Genomic DNA, 17637 nt, shown 5'->3' with positions numbered 1-17637 from the left:
CGGGAAATCGACTTTCTAGACTATATGAAGGGGTACGACTTTAATTTGGCAGGGGTGAAGCTGACCTTGCTGCCATCCGGTGCGTTGTGGTGGCCGGACGAGTGGCTTTTGTGCGTGTCCGACCTGCATCTTGGCAAATCGGAACGCATGGCGCGCAAGGGCGGCGCGATCCTTCCCCCTTACGAAACGCGCGACACGTTGCATCGTCTTCAAACCGATATCGAGGCATCTGGCGCGCGCACCGTGGTCTGTCTGGGCGACAGTTTCGATGACCTTGAGGCGTCCGACAACCTTCCCGAGGTTGAAGCGCAGTGGTTGAACCGCCTCATGGCCGGGCGCCGCTGGGTTTGGATCGAAGGCAACCATGATCCCGGCCCGATTGAGTTCGCGGGCACCCATCTGGCCGAGCTGTTGCACCCTCCGCTGCACTTTCGCCATATCGCACGGGTGGGCGCGGCGGGCGAGGTCACCGGGCATTTCCACCCCAAGGCGCGACTGCACATCAAGGGGCGCACGGTCAGCAGGCCTTGCATGTTGTTTGACGGCGACCGGGTGATCATGCCGTCCTATGGCACCTATACGGGTGGGTTGCGGTCCGACCACTCTGTCCTGTCGCGCCTGATGCGGCCAGAGGCCATCGCGGTCCTTCTGGGTGACCCGCCGCAGCCAATCCCGATGCCGCGTTAACCCGGTTTGACGCCGCGTTCCGGGTTCACAATGCGCGGGTTATGTTAGTCTTGGCTGACGCAAAGGATTGCTCTTGACCCACCTACCCCAAGACACCGTAACAAAAATCCGCGACAGCTTTGCGGCACAGAACCTGATGGCGTTGATCGGCGCTGACATAACCGATCTGCGGCATGGCTTTTGTCAGATCACCGCGCCGATCCCGGACACGATGCGCCAACAGCACGGGTTTGGTCACGCGGCCCTGACCTTTGCGTTGGGCGACACAGCGGCGGGCTATGCGGCGCTGTCTGTCATGCCCGACGGTCACGAGGTTCTGACCTCGGAAATCAAGATCAACCTGCTTGCGCCCGCCAAAGGTGACAGGCTGGTCGCCGAAGGGCGCGTGTTGCGCATTGGCCGCCGTCTGATCCCGGTCGAAGCCGATGTCTGGGCCGAACAGGACGGCCAGCGCACGCTGATCGCCAAACTTCTGGGCACGATGGTTCCCGTGTCCACACCACCTGCCGCAACGTGACAGTTGGCCCGGCTGCCGACAAACGGCACACTCGCGCCTACGCCCAATTAGGAGATCCCCATGTCCGACCGCGTCCGCATCACCGAAGAAAACCAAGTGGCCACCGTCACCCTGACCCGCGCCGACAAGCGCAACGCGCTGGACCTTGAAATGATCCGCGCCATCGTGGCCGCAGGCGAAACCCTTGCTGCGCGCAAAGACATTCGTGCCGTGGTTCTGGCGGGCGACGGGCCTGCATTCTCAGCCGGGCTGGATTTGGCCGCCATGCCCGAAATCGCGCAGTTCGCCATGCAGGGCGGCGTGTTCCTTGAGCGCACCCACGGCAACGCGAACCTGTTTCAAGCAGCCGCGATAGTTTGGGCAGAGATGCCGCAACCCGTGATCGCAGCGGTGCATGGCTATGCATTCGGCGGCGCGTTTCAGATCATGCTGGGCGCGGACATGCGCATCGCCGCGCCGGATACGCGCTTTTCGATCATGGAAGGCCGCTGGGGCATCATCCCCGACATGGGCGGCATGGTTCTGATGCGACGCTTGGCGCGTGGCGATGTAATCCGCAAACTGACTTACTCCGCCGAGCAGTTCGAGGCTGGTCAGGCGTTGAACTGGGGGTTCGTTACCGAACTGTCGGAGACGCCACTGGATCGTGCGCAGGCACTCGCGACCGAGATCGCGCAGAAATCCCCCGACGCCATCCGCGCTGCTAAGGCGCTGATCCGCGACACCGAGTTGATGGGGGTGAAAGACACTTTGATCGCTGAAAGCCGCGTGCAGGAAGCCTTGATGGGCAAGCCCAACCAGATGGAGGCCGTGGTGGCGGGCATGCAGAAACGCCCACCAAACTTCAAGGATTAGATCTGATACGGCGCTGGGGACGGATTATTGCACCGCCAATAACGGTTTCTGGTTAGAAACGTGTCGGCGCACCAATGTTTTCATGTGCTTGCCTTTCGGCGGACAGAACCGTGCCATTGCGGGCAGGTAATCAGACGCCGCAAGTTGGGGAAACAGCGATATTATCTCGTCATACGCATCGTCCCCAACACTTTTCAGGGCCTCTTTCCCAGTGAACAAGCTTTCGGTCGGCGCACCTTCGGAAAAGACAATCTCGTGGCTGTCCAGCAGCAAATGCATGTAGGTCACCGGCCCGTCGACCGTGTCGGTGAAGATACCGGGAATGTCGACCAGTTTATGGGCCGGGATCAGCGCCTCTTCGCCGCCAAACATCCGTTTGGCGATGGGTGAACGCACCAGCACCCGGTGTTGTGGTGACACGCAGAGGTCGCGCAACGGCAAGTTCGCCCCCAGCGCGCCAGCCTTGATGCGGATCGGTTTCAGCTTTGGTTTCAACACTATCTCGCGGATACTTAATGTGCGCGCACCGATCCAGCGGATCCGCTTCGGGCCATTGTCCAGCGTCAGGACATCGTCGCCCGCTCTGAGCTTCTCGATCTTCTGCGGCCCGCTAGGCGTATCAATCAACGTGCCTGCAACAAAGCAAGGCACGACCGAGCTGACGGGAATGGACGGTCCGTTATCTGTAACCGCCACCACCGTTAGCGTCGTGTTCACCGGAGGTATGTCGCCGTTCAGAAACGCAATGAAATACCCCTGTTCACCGGTCGGCCATTGGTACGTTCCGTTGCCGTTAATGTCCCAGTCCATAACACCCACTTCGTAGGTGTTCGAGCCGTCGGTGACTTGAATCGTATAATCCCAAATGATGACCTCACCATTGTAGGTTTGGCTTGGGTCATTTGGCGTCTCGTTCGTGACGTTGTCGCCTGTAATGATCGAAGGGTCGCCGCCATCTGTGATCGAGATTTTGCTGTAAGAATTGATCTGGAACGTCGATCCAATCGTGGCGTAGGTCGCCGTATTGGCCGACATAGACGTATTGGTGCGAAAGGCACCATATATGGAAATAGACATGTTCTACCTGCAGCGTTTGTTAAAACGCCCTCTCCTCGCGGCTTGATGGCCGCAGTCGACTGCTCAATTGCCCGCGACTTTTTTGCGTCGCGTTAACGTTGAAAAGATTAACAGAATATTTCTTTGGGCGATTCTAAATAATTCCGACGCAGGATCAGAGTGTTCGCCGTGCAACAGTTGGGGCAACAGGCGAGAGCACACAAAAAAGGGCGGATCGAAATCCGCCCTCGGTAGCGCTTTGATTGACGCGGTGTTTAGGCGGTCAGGCCTTCGGGTTCGACCAGCCCGTTTGCACGGCAGCACGCCGTCAGGGTGTTGGCCAGCAGGCAGGCGATCGTCATCGGGCCAACGCCACCCGGCACGGGGGTAATCGCACCGGCAACTTTGGCCGCACTTTCGAAATGCACGTCGCCCACAAGGCGGGTCTTGCCCTCGCCCTTCTCGGGCGCGTCGATGCGGTTGATGCCCACATCAATCACCGTGGCACCGTCTTTGATCCAGTCGCCAGGCACCATCTCAGGGCGTCCCACTGCGGCCACAACGATATCGGCGCGGCCCACAACGTCGGGCAAGTCTTTGGTGCGACTGTGCGCGATGGTGACGGTGCAACTGTCGCCCAACAGCAATTGCGCCATCGGTTTGCCGACGATGTTGGACCGGCCAATCACTACCGCATCCAGACCCGTCAGCGACCCGTGATGGTCGCGCAGCATCATCAGGCAGCCCAGCGGCGTGCAGGGCACCATGGACTTCTGCCCCGTGCCCAACAGGCCGACATTCGAGATGTGAAACCCGTCCACGTCTTTTGTCGGGTCGATGGAGTTGATGACGAGGTCTTCGTTCAGATGGCCGGGCAATGGCAATTGCACAAGAATACCGTGCACAGCCGAGTCATTGTTCAGCTTGCCGATCAGCGCCAGAAGGTCGGCCTCGGACGTGTCCGCCTCCAACTTGTGCTCATAGCTGTTCATGCCGACTTCGACGGTCTGCTTGCCTTTCGAGCGGACATAGACCTGGCTGGCGGGGTCTTCGCCCACCAGCACGACGGCCAGACCGGGCGTGATGCCGCTTTCGTCTTTCACGCGCGCCACATGGGCGGCGACCTTTTCGCGCACCGTGGCCGCGAAGGCTTTGCCATCAATGATCTGAGCTGTCATGGCCCACTCTCCTTGTATCGTGTAAATGGGTCTCTGGGCTGACCGGTATCAGAACAGGCCGGGGCGCGGCAACAGGTAAGCCCGCGCCGCGCCCCGTCTTGATCAGAACAGGCCTTCGATCTCTCCTTCGTCATTCAGACCAATGGACAGCGCCGCAGGTTTACGCGGCAGGCCCGGCATGGTCATGATCTCGCCGCAGACAACAACAACGAAACCCGCGCCCGCCGACAGCCGCACTTCGCGCACCGGCACCGAATGGCCGGTGGGCGCGCCGCGCAAGGTCGGGTCGGTCGAGAAGCTGTATTGCGTCTTGGCCATACAGACCGGCAGGTTGCCATATCCGGCTTCCTCCCAATCGCGCAACTGGTTGCGCACTTTGTTGTCGGCCAAAACCTCGTCAGCGCGATAGATGCGCTTGGCGATGGTTTCGATTTTCTCCATCAGTGGCATCTCGTCGGGATAGATCGGCGCGAAGCTGGCGATGTCTGCATCCGCAATCTCGGCCACACGTTTTGCCAGATCCTCTGACCCTTCCGACCCCAGTTCCCAGTGGCGCGACAGGATCGCCTCGGACCCGTGGCTATCCACATAATCCTTCACCGCCTGCACCTCGGCATCGGTGTCCGTGACAAAGTGGTTGATCGCCACCACAACCGGCACGCCAAAGGATTTGAGGTTCTCGATGTGGCGACCAAGGTTCGGGCAGCCAGCCTGAACAGCCGCGACGTTTTCCGCGCCCAGATCGGCCTTGGCCACGCCGCCATTCATCTTCATCGCGCGCACGGTGGCAACCAGCACCACGACAGACGGCGCAATGCCAGCCTTGCGACACTTGATGTTCATGAACTTCTCGGCACCCAGATCGGCCCCGAAACCAGCTTCGGTTACCACATAATCCGTCAGCTTCATCGCGGTCTTGGTCGCAATCGCCGAGTTGCAGCCATGCGCGATATTGGCAAACGGGCCGCCATGCACAAAGGCCGGGTTGTTTTCCAAGGTTTGCACAAGGTTGGGCTGCATCGCGTCCTTCAACAGCACTGTCATTGCGCCATGCGCGCCGATGTCGCGGCAATAGATCGCTTTGCGTTCGCGGGTATAAGCCACGATGATGTCGCCCAGACGCTTCTCCAAGTCTGACAGATTGTTGGACAGACACAGGATCGCCATGACCTCAGACGCGACGGTGATGTCATACCCCGTCTGACGTGCGAAGCCGTTTGATACACCACCCAGCGACACCACGATATCGCGCAGTGCGCGGTCGTTCATGTCGACCACGCGACGCCACGCAATACGGCGTTCGTCAATCTCAAGCTCGTTGCCCCAATAGATGTGGTTGTCGATCATCGCCGACAACAGGCTGTGCGCCGAAGTGATGGCGTGGAAATCGCCGGTGAAATGAAGGTTCATATCCTCCATCGGCACGACCTGCGCGTAACCACCACCAGCCGCACCACCCTTCATCCCGAAGTTCGGCCCAAGCGACGCTTCGCGGATGCAGATCATCGCCTTTTTGCCAATCCGGTTCAGGCCATCACCCAGACCCACGGTCGTCGTCGTCTTGCCTTCACCCGCAGGCGTCGGGTTGATCGCGGTCACAAGGATCAGCTTGCCATCCTCGCGGTCCTGCACCGAGTTGATGAAATCCTGACTTACCTTCGCCTTATCATGGCCGAAGGGAAGCAGGTGTTCGGTCGGAATGCCCAGCTTGTCGCCGATTTCTTGGATCGGGCGTTTCTTGGCTTCGCGGGCAATTTCGATGTCGGATTTATAGCTCATGGCAGATCCTTCAGATTGGTGCGCTTTTGCTCTGGTCAGATCGCAGCCCTGTAAATCCTGCGATCATATGCTTTTCGATACATATCTGCACTGATACCCCCCCATAGGGTGGAATCCGACATGTTTGCCGCAGAATTCGTCGGAAAGCCCGTCGGCCCGGCTGCGCCAAGGCTGGCGGGATCACCGGCCAATAACGCCCTACCCCGTGGGCTGCCACGCCCTTTGGTCGGGAATATGCAGACGTAACTGATCCCCCAGCTTCAGCGTGCCCGGATGTTCGACCCAGACCGTGACACCGCGTTTGTCCTTGGCGGCAGGCTTGAAGCCAAGTCCGTGCCCTGGCCGCACACGTTCCAATTCGCGGCTGACGTAATTGCAGGGGCGGTTTTCCATATCCACCACCAATGCCGCGCCGTTATCCGCCTGAAGTCGCGCCGAGGGCGGCAAGTGCGTGAAGTCGGGCAGCCCCTCGACCACCATCGACGCGCCCAACCATGCAGGGTCGATCTGGTCTAAATCCAGCGCGCTTGCGATTTCGGCCAGCTCTTCTGCGGACAGAACCGAGATCTGTCGGACATTTCGAATTTCGGTGCCAAGCGGATACTGGTTGGTCACGCGCGGGCACGAGGATCGCGTTATGCCAGACCGTGCCTCGCCAATGATGCCCTCGTAATTCAGCTCGACCGCATCGCACGCGACCGAGGTCAGCGTCGCGTCGCGGTCTGCGGTTTTACCCAACCACGTGATCGTGGCGTAGTGGTCGGTAGGGATAAGGGCGGGCATCCAGGCTCCTCGTCTAAAACTGCGTGCATCTTGGCGGTCAGGACAGACAAGCGCAAACCAAAAGCTGACGATGTGCAACGCCGCGTGTCACTGCTTGCCACGTAACTTACCCAGCAAGCGCCCATCGGTCACAACAAGGCCAAGCGCGATGACGCCAAAGCCCAGATAGGCACTGGCTGGCAGGCTTTCACCAAGAAACATCACGCCAAGTGCAATGGCAAAGGGTGGGACCAACAGCGTGACCAGCATCAGATTGGCCGCGCCCGCCCGAACGAGGATGGCGAAATACAGCACATAGGCCAGCGACGTCGACAAGGCCGAAATGCCAAACACAGCGCCCCACACCGGAAGCGACAGATGCACGCTTGGCACCCCATCGACAAGAAGGACGATCGGCACCATCAGAACAACGCTGCCCATCACCATCCCAAGCGCGTTCATCAAGGGCGGCTGCGCGGCAAGCTGCACCCTGCCCCAGACGCTGGCAAACGCATAGGACAAGGCCGCCGCCAACACTGCAAGTTGGGCTAGATTTGCCAGGTTGAAGTCAGACAATATCCCACGCCCCATGATGAAACCAACCCCGACCACACCCAGTGCGGCGCCTATCAGTTTGCGCGGGGTCAGGGGTTCGTCTTTCAACAAAAGCCCGGCCACCACCGCACCTAACACCGCCGTCGTGGCGTTCAGAATTGACGCCATGCCGCTTTCAATTTGGGTCTGCCCCCAGAAAATCAGGGTGAACGGGATCGCGTTATTCAACGCGCCCATCACCAGATAGCTGCCCCAGATCCGGGGCGATCTTGGCAGCTGGATGCGTTTGGCACGCACGATCAGCCACAGGATCGGCACCGCCCAGAACACCCGATGAAGGGTGATGGTTAGGGGTGACAATTCTCGCAATGCGACCTCAGCAAAGAAGAACGACCCGCCCCAGATGGCGGCCAGAAGCACAAGCATGGCAAAACTTGCAATGTCCAGTGACAAGGAAGGCGGTTGTTTCATATGTCTTTTCCAATGACCTTGTTGTGGCCATTGATGCCAAACGTAACCGGGCGCAGGCGACCCGTTTCCTGCGCAAAGCCGGCAACAAAGAAAACCCCCGAAGGAGCTAACCTTCGGGGGTTTGGTAGCTGTGTGTCTGCGATCAAGCCGTAGGTTCTGGTTCCAAGTCGCCTTCGCCCGGAGGCTTCGCGCGCGGCTTGGTTTTCGGAATCGCGGTAACCGATGGCGCGCTGCCTTCGTCTGGCGTGTCGTCATCTTCGCTTTTCGTGGGCAACTCGCCCTTCATGACGCGTTTGATTTCTTCACCAGTCAGGGTTTCATATTCCAAAAGCCCCTGCGCCAGGTTTTCCCATTCCTCTTTCTTTTCAGAAAGGATCTTGAACGCGGTGTCATAGCCGTCTTGGATGAAGCGCTTCACCTCGCCCTCGATCAGTTCTTTGGTATGCGCCGACACCGAGAAGCCCGCCGTGTTGCCCGAATACCCCTCGGCCGCCTCGGCGTAATCAATGTTGCCCACTTTGTCGGACATGCCCCAGCGCATCACCATGGCGCGTGCCAGACCAGAGGCCTGCTGGATATCGCCAGCAGGACCGTTGGACACGTTTTCTTCGCCATATTTGATAATCTCGGCGGCTTTACCGGCCATGGTCATGGCAAGTTTTTCTTCGCATTCCGACTTGTGCCAATTCAGGCGATCAATTTCGGGCAAGGACACAACCATACCCAATGCCCCACCGCGCGGGATGATCGTCGCCTTATAGACCGGATCACATTGCGGCAGGGTCAGGCCAACCACGGCGTGGCCGGCCTCGTGATAAGCCGTCTTTTCCTTCTGGTCGTCAGTCAGCACCATCGAGCGGCGCTCGGCCCCCATCATGACCTTGTCCTTCGCGTTCTCGAAATCTTCCATGGTCACGAAACGGCGGCCAATACGTGCGGCCATCAAGGCAGCTTCGTTCACCAGGTTCGCCAGATCGGCGCCCGACATGCCCGGCGTGCCGCGCGCAATGATGCGCATATCGGCGTCAGGGCCCAGCGGCACTTTGCGGGCATGAACGCCCAAAATCTTCTCACGACCTTTGATGTCGGGGTTTGGCACGGTGACCTGACGGTCAAAACGACCGGGGCGCAGAAGTGCTGGGTCCAGAACATCGCGACGGTTGGTGGCGGCAAGGATGATCACACCCTCGTTCGCTTCAAAGCCGTCCATTTCGACCAGCAATTGGTTCAACGTCTGTTCGCGTTCATCGTTCCCGCCGCCGTAACCGGCACCACGTGAACGGCCCACCGCGTCAATCTCGTCGATAAAGACGATGCAGGGCGCGTTTTTCTTGGCCTGTTCGAACATATCGCGCACACGGCTTGCGCCGACACCCACGAACATTTCAACGAAGTCAGAGCCTGAAATGGTGAAGAACGGCACACCAGCCTCGCCAGCAATGGCGCGCGCCAGAAGCGTTTTACCAGTGCCCGGAGGGCCAACCAGCAGCGCACCTTTGGGAATCTGTCCACCAAGGCGGCTGAACTTCTGCGGATTGCGCAGGAATTCGACGATCTCTTCCAGTTCTTCCTTGGCTTCATCAATGCCCGCCACGTCGTCAAAGGTCACACGACCTTCGCGTTCGGTCAGCATCTTGGCCTTCGATTTGCCAAAGCCCATGGCCCCGCCGCCCCCGCGACCTTGCATCCGGTTCATCATAAAGAACCAGAATCCGATCAGCAGAATCACCGGTAGAAGCAATGTCATCAAGCTCATAAAGCTGGATTGCTGCTGCGGCTCGGCTTTCAGTTCGACCCCATTGTCGATCAGCAGGCCCGACACCTCGGCGTCACGCGGCACAATGGTTTGGTACATCTTGCCGTCTGCGGCCTGATAGATGACTTTCTCGCCATCGATGGTCGCGGTCTTGACCTCGTCCCCTTCGACAGAGGTCACAAATTCTGAAAAGCTGACCTGCGATGCAGCCAGCCCTGCTTGCCCGTTCGAAAACAGGTTGAACAAGGCCAAGATCAACAGGAACAGTACGATCCAGAAAGCGAAATTTCTCGCGTTGCCCAAGGGTATCTCCTTTGAATGCCATGGCGACAAGACGCAGGCCTACGGGCCACGCGCTGTCACTCTAAAATAGGGATGATCGCAGTATGTTCAATGCGATAAAATGGTTGATAGGAATTCTTCGGTATTCGGCGCGCGTGAAAGTAGGGACATTTCGCCGAAACCCGCAAGCGGGGCGGCAATTAATTGGTCCCCATCCCACAGCGCGGGGGCGGTCAACAAGGTGTTTCGGGCGTACCCGGTCGCACGCCAGTTTTCGCAGTGCTGGATGCCCTCGGCCAGGGCTTTTACCTGCAAACGGCCGGCCTTGGCATGGTCTGGCGCGCCCAAAACCCAGCGTTTATCCCAACACGCGCCCGGTTCGGCTTCTAATGTTGCGACCGCACGCGGCTCGCGCCCGATCACCAGCCTGTCATCGTCGCGCGAGATGAGGCAGCCTTGCAACGTGCGGGTTCGGCCCGACAACACGTCGCCTTCCAAAGCGCGCAAGGCACCGTAGCGCGGGCGGTAGGGGGTGGACGAGACATAGTTGATCGCCTGCGCTAAAAGCCGATGTCGCGTTTCAGTTGGCAGATCGCCAAATCCCGCAAGCGCGAATTGCACGTCACCGCCATGGACTTTCGCAAACCTGCGCGCAGCGTCATGCGCAATCCATGACAGGGCATCGCGGGCCAGCGACATGCGCGCGGCAGTGTCGGTCAACCGGGTACGGTCAAGGCCGATCTGTGAAAGCTGCTGCATGGCCTGCCGCACGCGGACACGGTCGAATTGAGTGTCCTCGTTGGACGGGTCATCGACCCAGCGCTGGCCCCGCGCGGTCAGGACGTGGCGTAAAGAGGCCCGGTCGACAGGCAAAAGCGGCCGCAACCACCGCACATCTCGGTCGCGCCAATCTGTGCGCATCGCGGCCAGACCATCCACACCAGACCCACGCGCCAGACGCATGACGAAGGTTTCGGCCTGATCATCAGCCGTGTGTCCCAATAGGACTGCATCGAGCTTTTGGCGCAGGCCCCACTCTGCCAGAAGATCATATCGGGCGCGGCGGGCGGCATCTTGAAGGTTGCCTTCGGGTTGGGTCTGCCACGTGAGCGTCTCGTGTGGGACAGCCAAACTTGTGCAGGCTTCTTGAACAAATTTCGCTTCGCCCGCAGCCGCAGCGCGCAGCTTGTGATCGACCGTTGCCGCCAGCAACTCTGCACCGTTTTCGCGGCACCAGTCCTGCGCCAAAAGCAGCAGCGCCATGCTGTCGCCGCCACCTGACACGGCCACACCCAAACGCAAAACGGGCCCGCCAGCGCGGACCCGGTGCAGAGCATCTGCCAGAACAGTGTCAGGCGTCATTGGCACCCAAGGCTGGCGCGGGCGGCTTGCGCATCTTCGACGGCAGGCGTGCCGGGAAAGCGTTTGCCAACCTCGGCCAGTGTCGCGCAGCCCTCGGAAATCTGACCCAAAGCGCCCAGTGCATTGCCAAGGCGGAACAGCGCGTCGGGCGCGCGGTCGCTGTTGGGCGCGCCTGAGAAGGCGTTAAGGTAAGCACGGGCGGCGGATTTGATATCGCCCAACCCAGTCAAAGCCTCGCCGCGTTGAAAATGCGCCTCGGCGGTCAAAGGCCCACCGGGGTAGGTTTCAATGAATGTCTCGTAAAGCGATGCCGCTTGGGTGAAGTCACCCGCTTCAAGCGCGGCGCCTGCAGTGTCAAAATCCTGTTTCTCGCCGATGGCAAGTTCAGTCGTCAGCGGTTGTGCAGGCGCGGGGGCCGCCGCAGGTGCAGCGGGCACCTCGCCCCCGCCAAGGGTTGAGGTTTCACCAAGTTTTGAGACATCGCCGCCTTCCAGTTCAACCAGACGGAACTCAAGATCGCCAAGACGGTTGGTGCCATCTTTTACAATCGAGTCGATACGGAATTCCAGCTGTTCGGTCAGGCCGGTCAGGCGCGACAACTCGCCTTCGATGGCGGCGACGCGCTCGGTCAGGCTGCCAGATCCGGTCGCGATATTGGCCGCCCCGGTTGTGGACAGCTCGGTCCTGAGTTTCTGCACTTCAACATAAAGTATCGACATCTCTTGCCGGATATCGGCAAGCGTTTGCGCACGATCCTGCGCCGTGGCCGGGGCCACCAACGCAATCGACAGGGTTAGGGCGGCGGCGGTTAGCCGGGGAAAACGCAACATCCGAACCTCCTTTAGATGGTTAGGTGGTCTTGGTTCAGCTTGTGGCCGCACCGGCGGCCAATACGGTCACAGCCCGGCGGTTCTTGGCATAGCACAGCTCGGTCGAGCAGATCTCAAGCGGGCGTTCCTTGCCATAGCTGACGGTTTGCAAACGGTTCGGGGCCACGCCACGTTCGATCAGGAAGTTCTGCACCGCCGAGGCGCGACGCGCACCCAGAGCCAAGTTGTATTCCCGCGTACCTTGTTCATCTGCGTGACCTTCGATCACCGCTGTATAGGCGGTGTTTTCCATCAGCCAAGCGGCCTGTTTGGTCAAAAGGTCCGCGCCTTCCGGGCTAAGCGAAGACTGGTCGATGGCAAACAGCACACGATCGCCGATGGTTTGCTGGAAATATGCAGGTGATTTGGGGTCAGACGGGCTGCCGGCGACAAAGTCACCCCCAAGCCCGGCAGTGCCATATTCGTCGCCCAGTCGGTCTTTCGAACAGGCTGAAAGCGCCAACGCACCCACAACCAGCGTAGCCATAGCAAAACGTTTCATGATCGTTCCTGTGTCCATTTTCTCGCGTGCCCTGTTGTCAGGCAGGCTATTTGTTGCTCGTTGGCGAAAGCTTAGCAGCAAAAACGCCGTTTGGAAACGGATCGGCACTGGCCCGCTGGCAAGCCCCGATCCCTGCGCAATTTTGCGCTTATTTCAGCAGCGGCGACCACGCAGGGTCTGATGCTGCCCCTTCTGTTACGACACGACGCAGGTTGCGGCCAGAAATATCGACCGAATACAACGCCGGTGCACCCGTCGCACCCTGGCTTTCGCGCGCGAACATGATCACCCGACCATTGGGTGCCCATGTCGGGCCTTCGTCCAGGAACGAGGCCGTCAAAAGCCGTTCCTCAGACCCGTCCGTGCGCATCACACCAATATGGAAGCGGCCCGCATTTTGTTTGGTGAAGGCGATCAGATCGCCACGCGGTGACCAGACAGGCGTGCCATAACGGCCTTGACCAAAGCTGATCCGCGTCGCCTCTCCGCCACCGGCGGGCATGACGTATAGTTGCTGATTGCCCGAGCGGTCGCTTTCAAAAACAATCTGGCTGCCATCGGGCGAAAAGCTGGGCGCGGTTTCAATCGACGGGGCCGAGGTCAGGCGACGCGGATTGCCGCCGCTGATATCCATCGTGTAAATGTCCGTGTTGCCCCCGTCCGACAGCGAATAAACAACCGTGCGGCCATCGGGCGAAAAGCGTGGCGCGAAGGTCATCGTGCCTTGCTGCTGCGACAAAACCTGACGCCCCACCGTGGCCACATCCAGAACATAGACCTGCGGAAAGCCGGTTTCGTAACTGGTATACAGCACCCGATCGCCGGTGGGCGAGAAACGCGGCGCCAACACCAACGCCGAGCTATCGGTCAGGTATTGCACATTCGCGCCGTCGTAATCCATGATCGCCAGCCGCTTACGCTTGGCGTTTTTCGGACCAGTTTCGGCAACAAACACCACACGGCTGTCGAAATATCCGCTTTCACCGGTGATCCGGCTATAGACGATGTCGGCCACTTTATGGGCCACGCGACGCCAAGACCCGATGGAGCCCGAGAACTGAAGCCCCTCGCCCAAGGGTTGGCCCGAGAAGACGTCATAGACGCGGAATTTCACGTTGATGCTGTCGCCAGATGCCGACACCGCCCCGGTGATCAAAGCTTGCGCATTGATCGTCTTCCAATCAGCATAGGCAACCGGGCTGGCAAAACTGGTGACGCCTGACACAAACGCGTCCGCCGGGATTTCGCGAAACAATCCGGTGCCAGCAAGATCAGCCGCCACAACCCGCGCGATTGACCGCGCGTATTCGCCAGCAGCGCCGTCTTCTGCCTGAAAATCAGGGACAGCGAACGGCAGTGGTTCGATCACGCCGTCGGTGATTTCGATCCGCAGCGGCCCTTCGGCAACCGCGGGACGGCTCAGGCCAAACACGCTGACAGCCGCCATCACCATGACGGCCAATACTGCGCCAGACGATCGTTCGAGGATCAGCTTCTTGAGGTTAATACTCATGCGCCCAGTTCCCTCTTCATTTGTTTCACTCGGTTCTTACAAGTTTCTTTGCGCCCGCCGTGAGGGGAGAAATTCGAAAATCTCTCCCCTTCGGGCACGGTGACAGCGCAAGAGGCATGAACTTCATCAACCCCCGTCTGCGCCACGAAATCAGATATATTGTCTTCTGTCAGCCCGCTTCCGGGCATTATTGCGATCCGGCCTGCGGCTTGGCGAACCATTGCGCAAATCACCTTGGCACCGTCAGTCGCCTTTGCCGCGCCGCCCGAGGTCAGCACACGCTCGAACCCCATTTCGACCGCTTGTTCCAATGCGGCCAATGGGTCCGGCACCACATCAATCACCCGATGCAGCGTCGCGCCCAGCCCTTCGGCCGCCGCCAACAGGCGACCAAGCACGGCGGTATCCAAAGTGCCATCCGGCTTTTGCGCGCCAAGGACAACGCCGGCCAGGTCAGCCTCTTTCACCGCTGCGATGTCATCCTGCATCACCTGCACATCAGCATCCGAATAGACGAACAGCCCGCAACGGGGACGGATCATCGCATAGCACGGCACATCCAGCCGCGAAGCCGCAACCATCAACCCGGCGGCTGGAGTCAGCCCGCCTTCCGACAGCGCCGCGCACAGCTCAATCCGGTCCGCGCCGCCAGCTTGCGCGGCCATTACGCCGCCAATCGTGTCCACGCATATTTCAAGCGTCCGAGGCATCATTTGATCCTCATCTTTTCGGGATTGAAGGTCATTTCGATTTCCTGCCATTGGCCGTATTTTTCGGCTGGCAGGTCAAAGCCACCTGCGCCGCAACGGATAATGGCGCGTCGGGCGGCTTGAAACGCGGTATTGGCCGCGCCTTCCGATGGGCCATCCCAGGATGCCATCGTGATCCCTTCGGGTTTGCCATCGCGGCTCATCGAAACCATGACGACAACCGTTGTGGTCAATGCGTCGGTCGAGCTTGATCCAAGGTTCCAGCAGCGGCTGACCGCCACGCGCAATCCGTCTTTTTCACCGCGCGTCAGAGGTGGGCCTTCTGGCACGTCCAGTGCGGGACTATTGGTTTCACCGCCAGCAACCTGATCGGCCACGGCAGCCGCCACAGCGGCGGCATTATTGGCGGGTGCCGGGGTTTCAACTGGCGTTTCGACGGGCGTTTCCGGTTCAGCGGTTTCTACTGGCGCGGGCCGGTTGGGCCGTGATGCTGGCCGGGCCGAAGTCGCGGGGGCCAACGACGGCTCCTCCACCGGCTCTTCTGCCTCAGTCACAATCTCGGTCGAGGCTTCCGGCGGCGCGGTTGGCGTCACCTCTTCGGGCAGGGGTTCTGGCGTCGGCTCGGGTGACGGTTCGGGGGCCTCAACCACCTCAGGTGCTTCCTCGACAGGCGTTTCCGGTTCAGGCGCAGGTGTCGGGGCCACACGCGGCGCGGGCGCGGGCTGGGCCGTTTCGGGTTCTGGCTCGGGTTCTGGTTCACGGGTCGGCTCGGGCTCAGGGGCCGGTTCCGGCTCTGGCGCGGGTTCCGGCTCTGGGTCTGGTGCAGGCTCTGGCGTTGGTTCTGGGGTGGGTTCCGATACAGGCTCCGGTGTCGGTCGCGGTGCGGGGGGCGTGTCGCCGTCAGTCGCGGTCTCGCCTTTCGGCGCACTCAGCGCTGCAAACTCATCTTCCGAGATGATCGAGACATCGGACACCTGCACAAGCTCTTCATCGCTGGACCAGTTGAAGGCCCCGCCGAAAAGCACCCACAGGATCAGGATCCCGTGGACAGATGCCGAGATGTAAAGACCTCTGCGCATGACCCTGCCCTAGTTGTCCGTGCCGGTCAGACTTGGCCCGCCACCTTCGGTCACAAACCCGATCGAGGTAAACCCAGCCGCGTTCAGCGCGCCCATCACTTTCGCGATGGCGTCCCATTCCACCTGACCATCTGCGCGCAAGAACACCTTGTTGTCAGCGCGTTCCGCCGCCACCGCGCGCAGCTTGGTGATCAGCTCGTCGCGCGCGATTTCGGTCGTTTGCAGGAAAATCTGCCCTTCTTCGGTGATGGTGATCGCCAAAGGCTCTTCCTCGGGGGCGTCCAGCGATTTGGCGGCGGTTTTGGACAGCTCCACCGGCACACCGACAACCATCAGGGGTGCGGCGACCATGAAAATGATCAGCAGCACCAGCATTACGTCCACGAAGGGGGTAATGTTGATCTCGGCCATCACGCGGCGATGCTTGCCGCGACGACGTCCGCGCCGGGCGCGTCGATCCGCACCCCCGCTTTGTTGCACACCAGCAGCCATATCAGCTGTCCAGCTGACGGCTGAGGATGGTGGCGAACTCGTCTGCGAAGGCTTCGTAGCCCGCAAGGATATTGTCGCTATCCACGCTTAGCTTGTTGTAAAACACGGCCGCCGGGATCGCGGCCAGAAGGCCCAGACCGGTGGCCAAAAGCGCCTCGGCGATGCCGGGGGCGACGACGGCCAGGTTGGTGTTTTGCTGCTGCGCAATCTCGACAAACGCGTGCATGATGCCCCAAACGGTGCCGAACAACCCCACAAACGGCGCGGTTGACGCGACCGTTGCCAAAAAGCTCAGCCCCTTGTTCAGCTCTTCGCCTTGCTTGGCGATCGCCACGTCCATTGACCGGTCAATGCGCGACTGCGCGTTCGCAATCAAACCGCCATCAGCCCGGTGAGAGCGGCGCCATTCCAACATGCCAGATGAAAAGACCTTTTCCGCCGACCCGTCAGGCGTCGGTCCGATCTGGTCAAACAGCTCGTCCAGCGGCTCACCCGACCAGAACTTGCGATCAAACGCCTCGGCGTCTGAACGCGCGCGCCGGAACGCCACGTGTTTGGTAATAATGATCGCCCACGACCAGACCGAGGCTGCAATCAAAAGCAGCATCACCAGTTTGACCGTGAAAGTTGCACGAAGAAATAGGGCGAAGAAGGAGAAATCGATCTCCGCCGCCGCCTGAAGCGTTTCCGTTTCCATATGTCTGCCTCTGTACCGCCGCCTCTTTGTGCAGCTTTTCTGCACGAAGATTAGCCCATTGCCACGGGGAATGCCATCAAAACCGCGTCATCGGCGACAAAGCCACTGGGTCAGTGAACCAAGTGGCGGATATTTGCCGGAAGGCGGGCGGGCTGGCCGGTGTCGGAAATGCAGACAATGGTGACAATGGCTTCAAACAAACGTTCTTCACCACGTTTCACGACCTGTTCCATCACCAACCTCGCGCCGGTGATCTGCTGAACAGATGTTTCAACCTGCAACTCTTCGTCAAAACGCGCTGACGACAGATAGTCCGCTTCCATCCGGCGCACCGCAAATACTTGCCCATCTTCGCGCATCGCGTTCTGGTCAACGCCGATCTCGCGCACCCAATCGGACCGCGCGCGTTCGATATAACGCAGGTAATTGGCGTGATAGACGATCCCGGCCATGTCGGTGTCTTCGTAATAAACGCGGATGGGAAAACGGTGCATTCGTGCCTCGTATTGCTGCTT

Annotated in this window: 18 protein-coding genes; 3 read left to right on the top strand and 15 right to left on the bottom strand. The window is 60.0% G+C overall.

The window, feature by feature from the left end; genetic code table 11:
- Positions 1-24: 24 nt before the first annotated feature.
- From pdeM to MUY35_RS13615, 3 genes are all read left to right on the top strand, one after another.
- Positions 25-687 (top strand): ligase-associated DNA damage response endonuclease PdeM, encoded by a 663-nt coding sequence (gene pdeM / locus MUY35_RS13625; RefSeq protein WP_248369494.1) that lies wholly within the window; start codon positions 25-27, stop codon positions 685-687.
- A gap of 136 nt (positions 688-823) precedes the next feature.
- On the top strand, positions 824-1204 hold the full coding sequence (locus MUY35_RS13620; RefSeq protein WP_248369548.1) for a PaaI family thioesterase: 381 nt from the start codon (positions 824-826) through the stop codon (positions 1202-1204).
- A 60-nt stretch (positions 1205-1264) separates the two neighbouring features.
- Positions 1265-2059: a crotonase/enoyl-CoA hydratase family protein gene (locus MUY35_RS13615; RefSeq protein WP_248369492.1), complete on the top strand. Its 795-nt coding sequence runs from the start codon at positions 1265-1267 to the stop codon at positions 2057-2059.
- A gap of 24 nt (positions 2060-2083) precedes the next feature.
- On the opposite strand, the gene MUY35_RS13610 is transcribed toward MUY35_RS13615, so the two are convergent.
- The 15 genes from MUY35_RS13610 to ybgC form a co-directional block, all read right to left on the bottom strand.
- Entirely contained in the window at positions 2084-3136 is a 1053-nt protein-coding gene (locus tag MUY35_RS13610; protein ID WP_248369490.1) for a Hint domain-containing protein, read from the bottom strand.
- A gap of 254 nt (positions 3137-3390) precedes the next feature.
- Positions 3391-4293, bottom strand: a complete 903-nt coding sequence (folD, locus tag MUY35_RS13605) for a bifunctional methylenetetrahydrofolate dehydrogenase/methenyltetrahydrofolate cyclohydrolase FolD (RefSeq protein ID WP_248369488.1) — start codon at positions 4291-4293, stop codon at positions 3391-3393.
- 102 nt (positions 4294-4395) lie between these two features.
- Positions 4396-6072, bottom strand: a complete 1677-nt coding sequence (locus MUY35_RS13600) for a formate--tetrahydrofolate ligase (RefSeq protein WP_248369485.1) — start codon at positions 6070-6072, stop codon at positions 4396-4398.
- Positions 6073-6270: 198 nt separating this feature from the next.
- On the bottom strand, positions 6271-6855 hold the full coding sequence (locus tag MUY35_RS13595) for an MOSC domain-containing protein (RefSeq protein WP_248369483.1): 585 nt from the start codon (positions 6853-6855) through the stop codon (positions 6271-6273).
- A gap of 87 nt (positions 6856-6942) precedes the next feature.
- On the bottom strand, positions 6943-7860 hold the full coding sequence (locus MUY35_RS13590) for a DMT family transporter (RefSeq protein WP_248369481.1): 918 nt from the start codon (positions 7858-7860) through the stop codon (positions 6943-6945).
- A 142-nt stretch (positions 7861-8002) separates the two neighbouring features.
- On the bottom strand, positions 8003-9919 hold the full coding sequence (gene ftsH, locus MUY35_RS13585; RefSeq protein WP_248369479.1) for an ATP-dependent zinc metalloprotease FtsH: 1917 nt from the start codon (positions 9917-9919) through the stop codon (positions 8003-8005).
- 87 nt (positions 9920-10006) lie between these two features.
- Positions 10007-11260: a tRNA lysidine(34) synthetase TilS gene (gene tilS / locus MUY35_RS13580; protein ID WP_248369477.1), complete on the bottom strand. Its 1254-nt coding sequence runs from the start codon at positions 11258-11260 to the stop codon at positions 10007-10009.
- Positions 11257-12090 carry a tol-pal system protein YbgF gene (gene ybgF / locus MUY35_RS13575; protein WP_248369475.1) on the bottom strand — a complete coding sequence of 278 codons (834 nt, stop codon included), beginning with the start codon at positions 12088-12090 and terminating at the stop codon, positions 11257-11259. Before ybgF ends, tilS begins: the two co-directional genes overlap by 4 nt.
- Positions 12091-12124: 34 nt before the next feature.
- Positions 12125-12631, bottom strand: coding sequence for a peptidoglycan-associated lipoprotein Pal (gene pal, locus MUY35_RS13570; RefSeq protein WP_248369473.1), 507 nt, complete (start codon positions 12629-12631; stop codon positions 12125-12127).
- A gap of 148 nt (positions 12632-12779) precedes the next feature.
- Complete coding sequence (gene tolB, locus MUY35_RS13565; RefSeq protein WP_248369547.1) at positions 12780-14078, bottom strand: Tol-Pal system beta propeller repeat protein TolB; 1299 nt, start codon at positions 14076-14078, stop codon at positions 12780-12782.
- Positions 14079-14140: 62 nt separating this feature from the next.
- Positions 14141-14854: a copper homeostasis protein CutC gene (locus MUY35_RS13560; RefSeq protein ID WP_248369470.1), complete on the bottom strand. Its 714-nt coding sequence runs from the start codon at positions 14852-14854 to the stop codon at positions 14141-14143.
- Complete coding sequence (locus MUY35_RS13555; protein WP_248369469.1) at positions 14854-15933, bottom strand: hypothetical protein; 1080 nt, start codon at positions 15931-15933, stop codon at positions 14854-14856. The genes MUY35_RS13560 and MUY35_RS13555 overlap by 1 nt, the downstream gene beginning before the upstream one ends.
- 9 nt (positions 15934-15942) lie before the next feature.
- A complete protein-coding gene (locus MUY35_RS13550; RefSeq protein ID WP_248369466.1) occupies positions 15943-16425 on the bottom strand; it encodes an ExbD/TolR family protein in 483 nt (160 codons plus the stop codon).
- Position 16426: 1 nt separating this feature from the next.
- On the bottom strand, positions 16427-17122 hold the full coding sequence (gene tolQ, locus MUY35_RS13545) for a protein TolQ (RefSeq protein ID WP_248369464.1): 696 nt from the start codon (positions 17120-17122) through the stop codon (positions 16427-16429).
- Between the two features lie 110 nt (positions 17123-17232).
- Entirely contained in the window at positions 17233-17616 is a 384-nt protein-coding gene (gene ybgC / locus MUY35_RS13540) for a tol-pal system-associated acyl-CoA thioesterase (protein WP_248369462.1), read from the bottom strand.
- Positions 17617-17637: the final 21 nt, after the last annotated feature.

It is taken from the genome of Aliiroseovarius sp. S1339 (assembly GCF_023195695.1).
Classification (GTDB): domain Bacteria; phylum Pseudomonadota; class Alphaproteobacteria; order Rhodobacterales; family Rhodobacteraceae; genus Aliiroseovarius.
Note: the sequence above shows the minus strand (reverse complement) of the source record. Positions and strands in the feature narration are given on the sequence as shown.

Bases quoted from the DNA above. Each gene is read 5' to 3' on its own strand.
- pdeM (WP_248369494.1), top strand. From the start codon at position 25: ATGAAGGGGTACGACTTTAATTTGGCAGGGGTGAAGCTGACCTTGCTG.
- MUY35_RS13620 (WP_248369548.1), top strand. From the start codon at position 824: ATGGCGTTGATCGGCGCTGACATAACCGATCTGCGGCATGGCTTTTGT.
- MUY35_RS13615 (WP_248369492.1), top strand. From the start codon at position 1,265: ATGTCCGACCGCGTCCGCATCACCGAAGAAAACCAAGTGGCCACCGTC.
- MUY35_RS13610 (WP_248369490.1), bottom strand. From the start codon at position 3,136: ATGTCTATTTCCATATATGGTGCCTTTCGCACCAATACGTCTATGTCG.
- folD (WP_248369488.1), bottom strand. From the start codon at position 4,293: ATGACAGCTCAGATCATTGATGGCAAAGCCTTCGCGGCCACGGTGCGC.
- MUY35_RS13600 (WP_248369485.1), bottom strand. From the start codon at position 6,072: ATGAGCTATAAATCCGACATCGAAATTGCCCGCGAAGCCAAGAAACGC.
- MUY35_RS13595 (WP_248369483.1), bottom strand. From the start codon at position 6,855: ATGCCCGCCCTTATCCCTACCGACCACTACGCCACGATCACGTGGTTG.
- MUY35_RS13590 (WP_248369481.1), bottom strand. From the start codon at position 7,860: ATGAAACAACCGCCTTCCTTGTCACTGGACATTGCAAGTTTTGCCATG.
- tilS (WP_248369477.1), bottom strand. From the start codon at position 11,260: ATGACGCCTGACACTGTTCTGGCAGATGCTCTGCACCGGGTCCGCGCT.
- ybgF (WP_248369475.1), bottom strand. From the start codon at position 12,090: ATGTTGCGTTTTCCCCGGCTAACCGCCGCCGCCCTAACCCTGTCGATT.
- pal (WP_248369473.1), bottom strand. From the start codon at position 12,631: ATGAAACGTTTTGCTATGGCTACGCTGGTTGTGGGTGCGTTGGCGCTT.
- tolB (WP_248369547.1), bottom strand. From the start codon at position 14,078: ATGGCGGCTGTCAGCGTGTTTGGCCTGAGCCGTCCCGCGGTTGCCGAA.
- MUY35_RS13560 (WP_248369470.1), bottom strand. From the start codon at position 14,854: ATGCCTCGGACGCTTGAAATATGCGTGGACACGATTGGCGGCGTAATG.
- MUY35_RS13555 (WP_248369469.1), bottom strand. From the start codon at position 15,933: ATGCGCAGAGGTCTTTACATCTCGGCATCTGTCCACGGGATCCTGATC.
- MUY35_RS13550 (WP_248369466.1), bottom strand. From the start codon at position 16,425: ATGGCTGCTGGTGTGCAACAAAGCGGGGGTGCGGATCGACGCGCCCGG.
- tolQ (WP_248369464.1), bottom strand. From the start codon at position 17,122: ATGGAAACGGAAACGCTTCAGGCGGCGGCGGAGATCGATTTCTCCTTC.
- ybgC (WP_248369462.1), bottom strand. From the start codon at position 17,616: ATGCACCGTTTTCCCATCCGCGTTTATTACGAAGACACCGACATGGCC.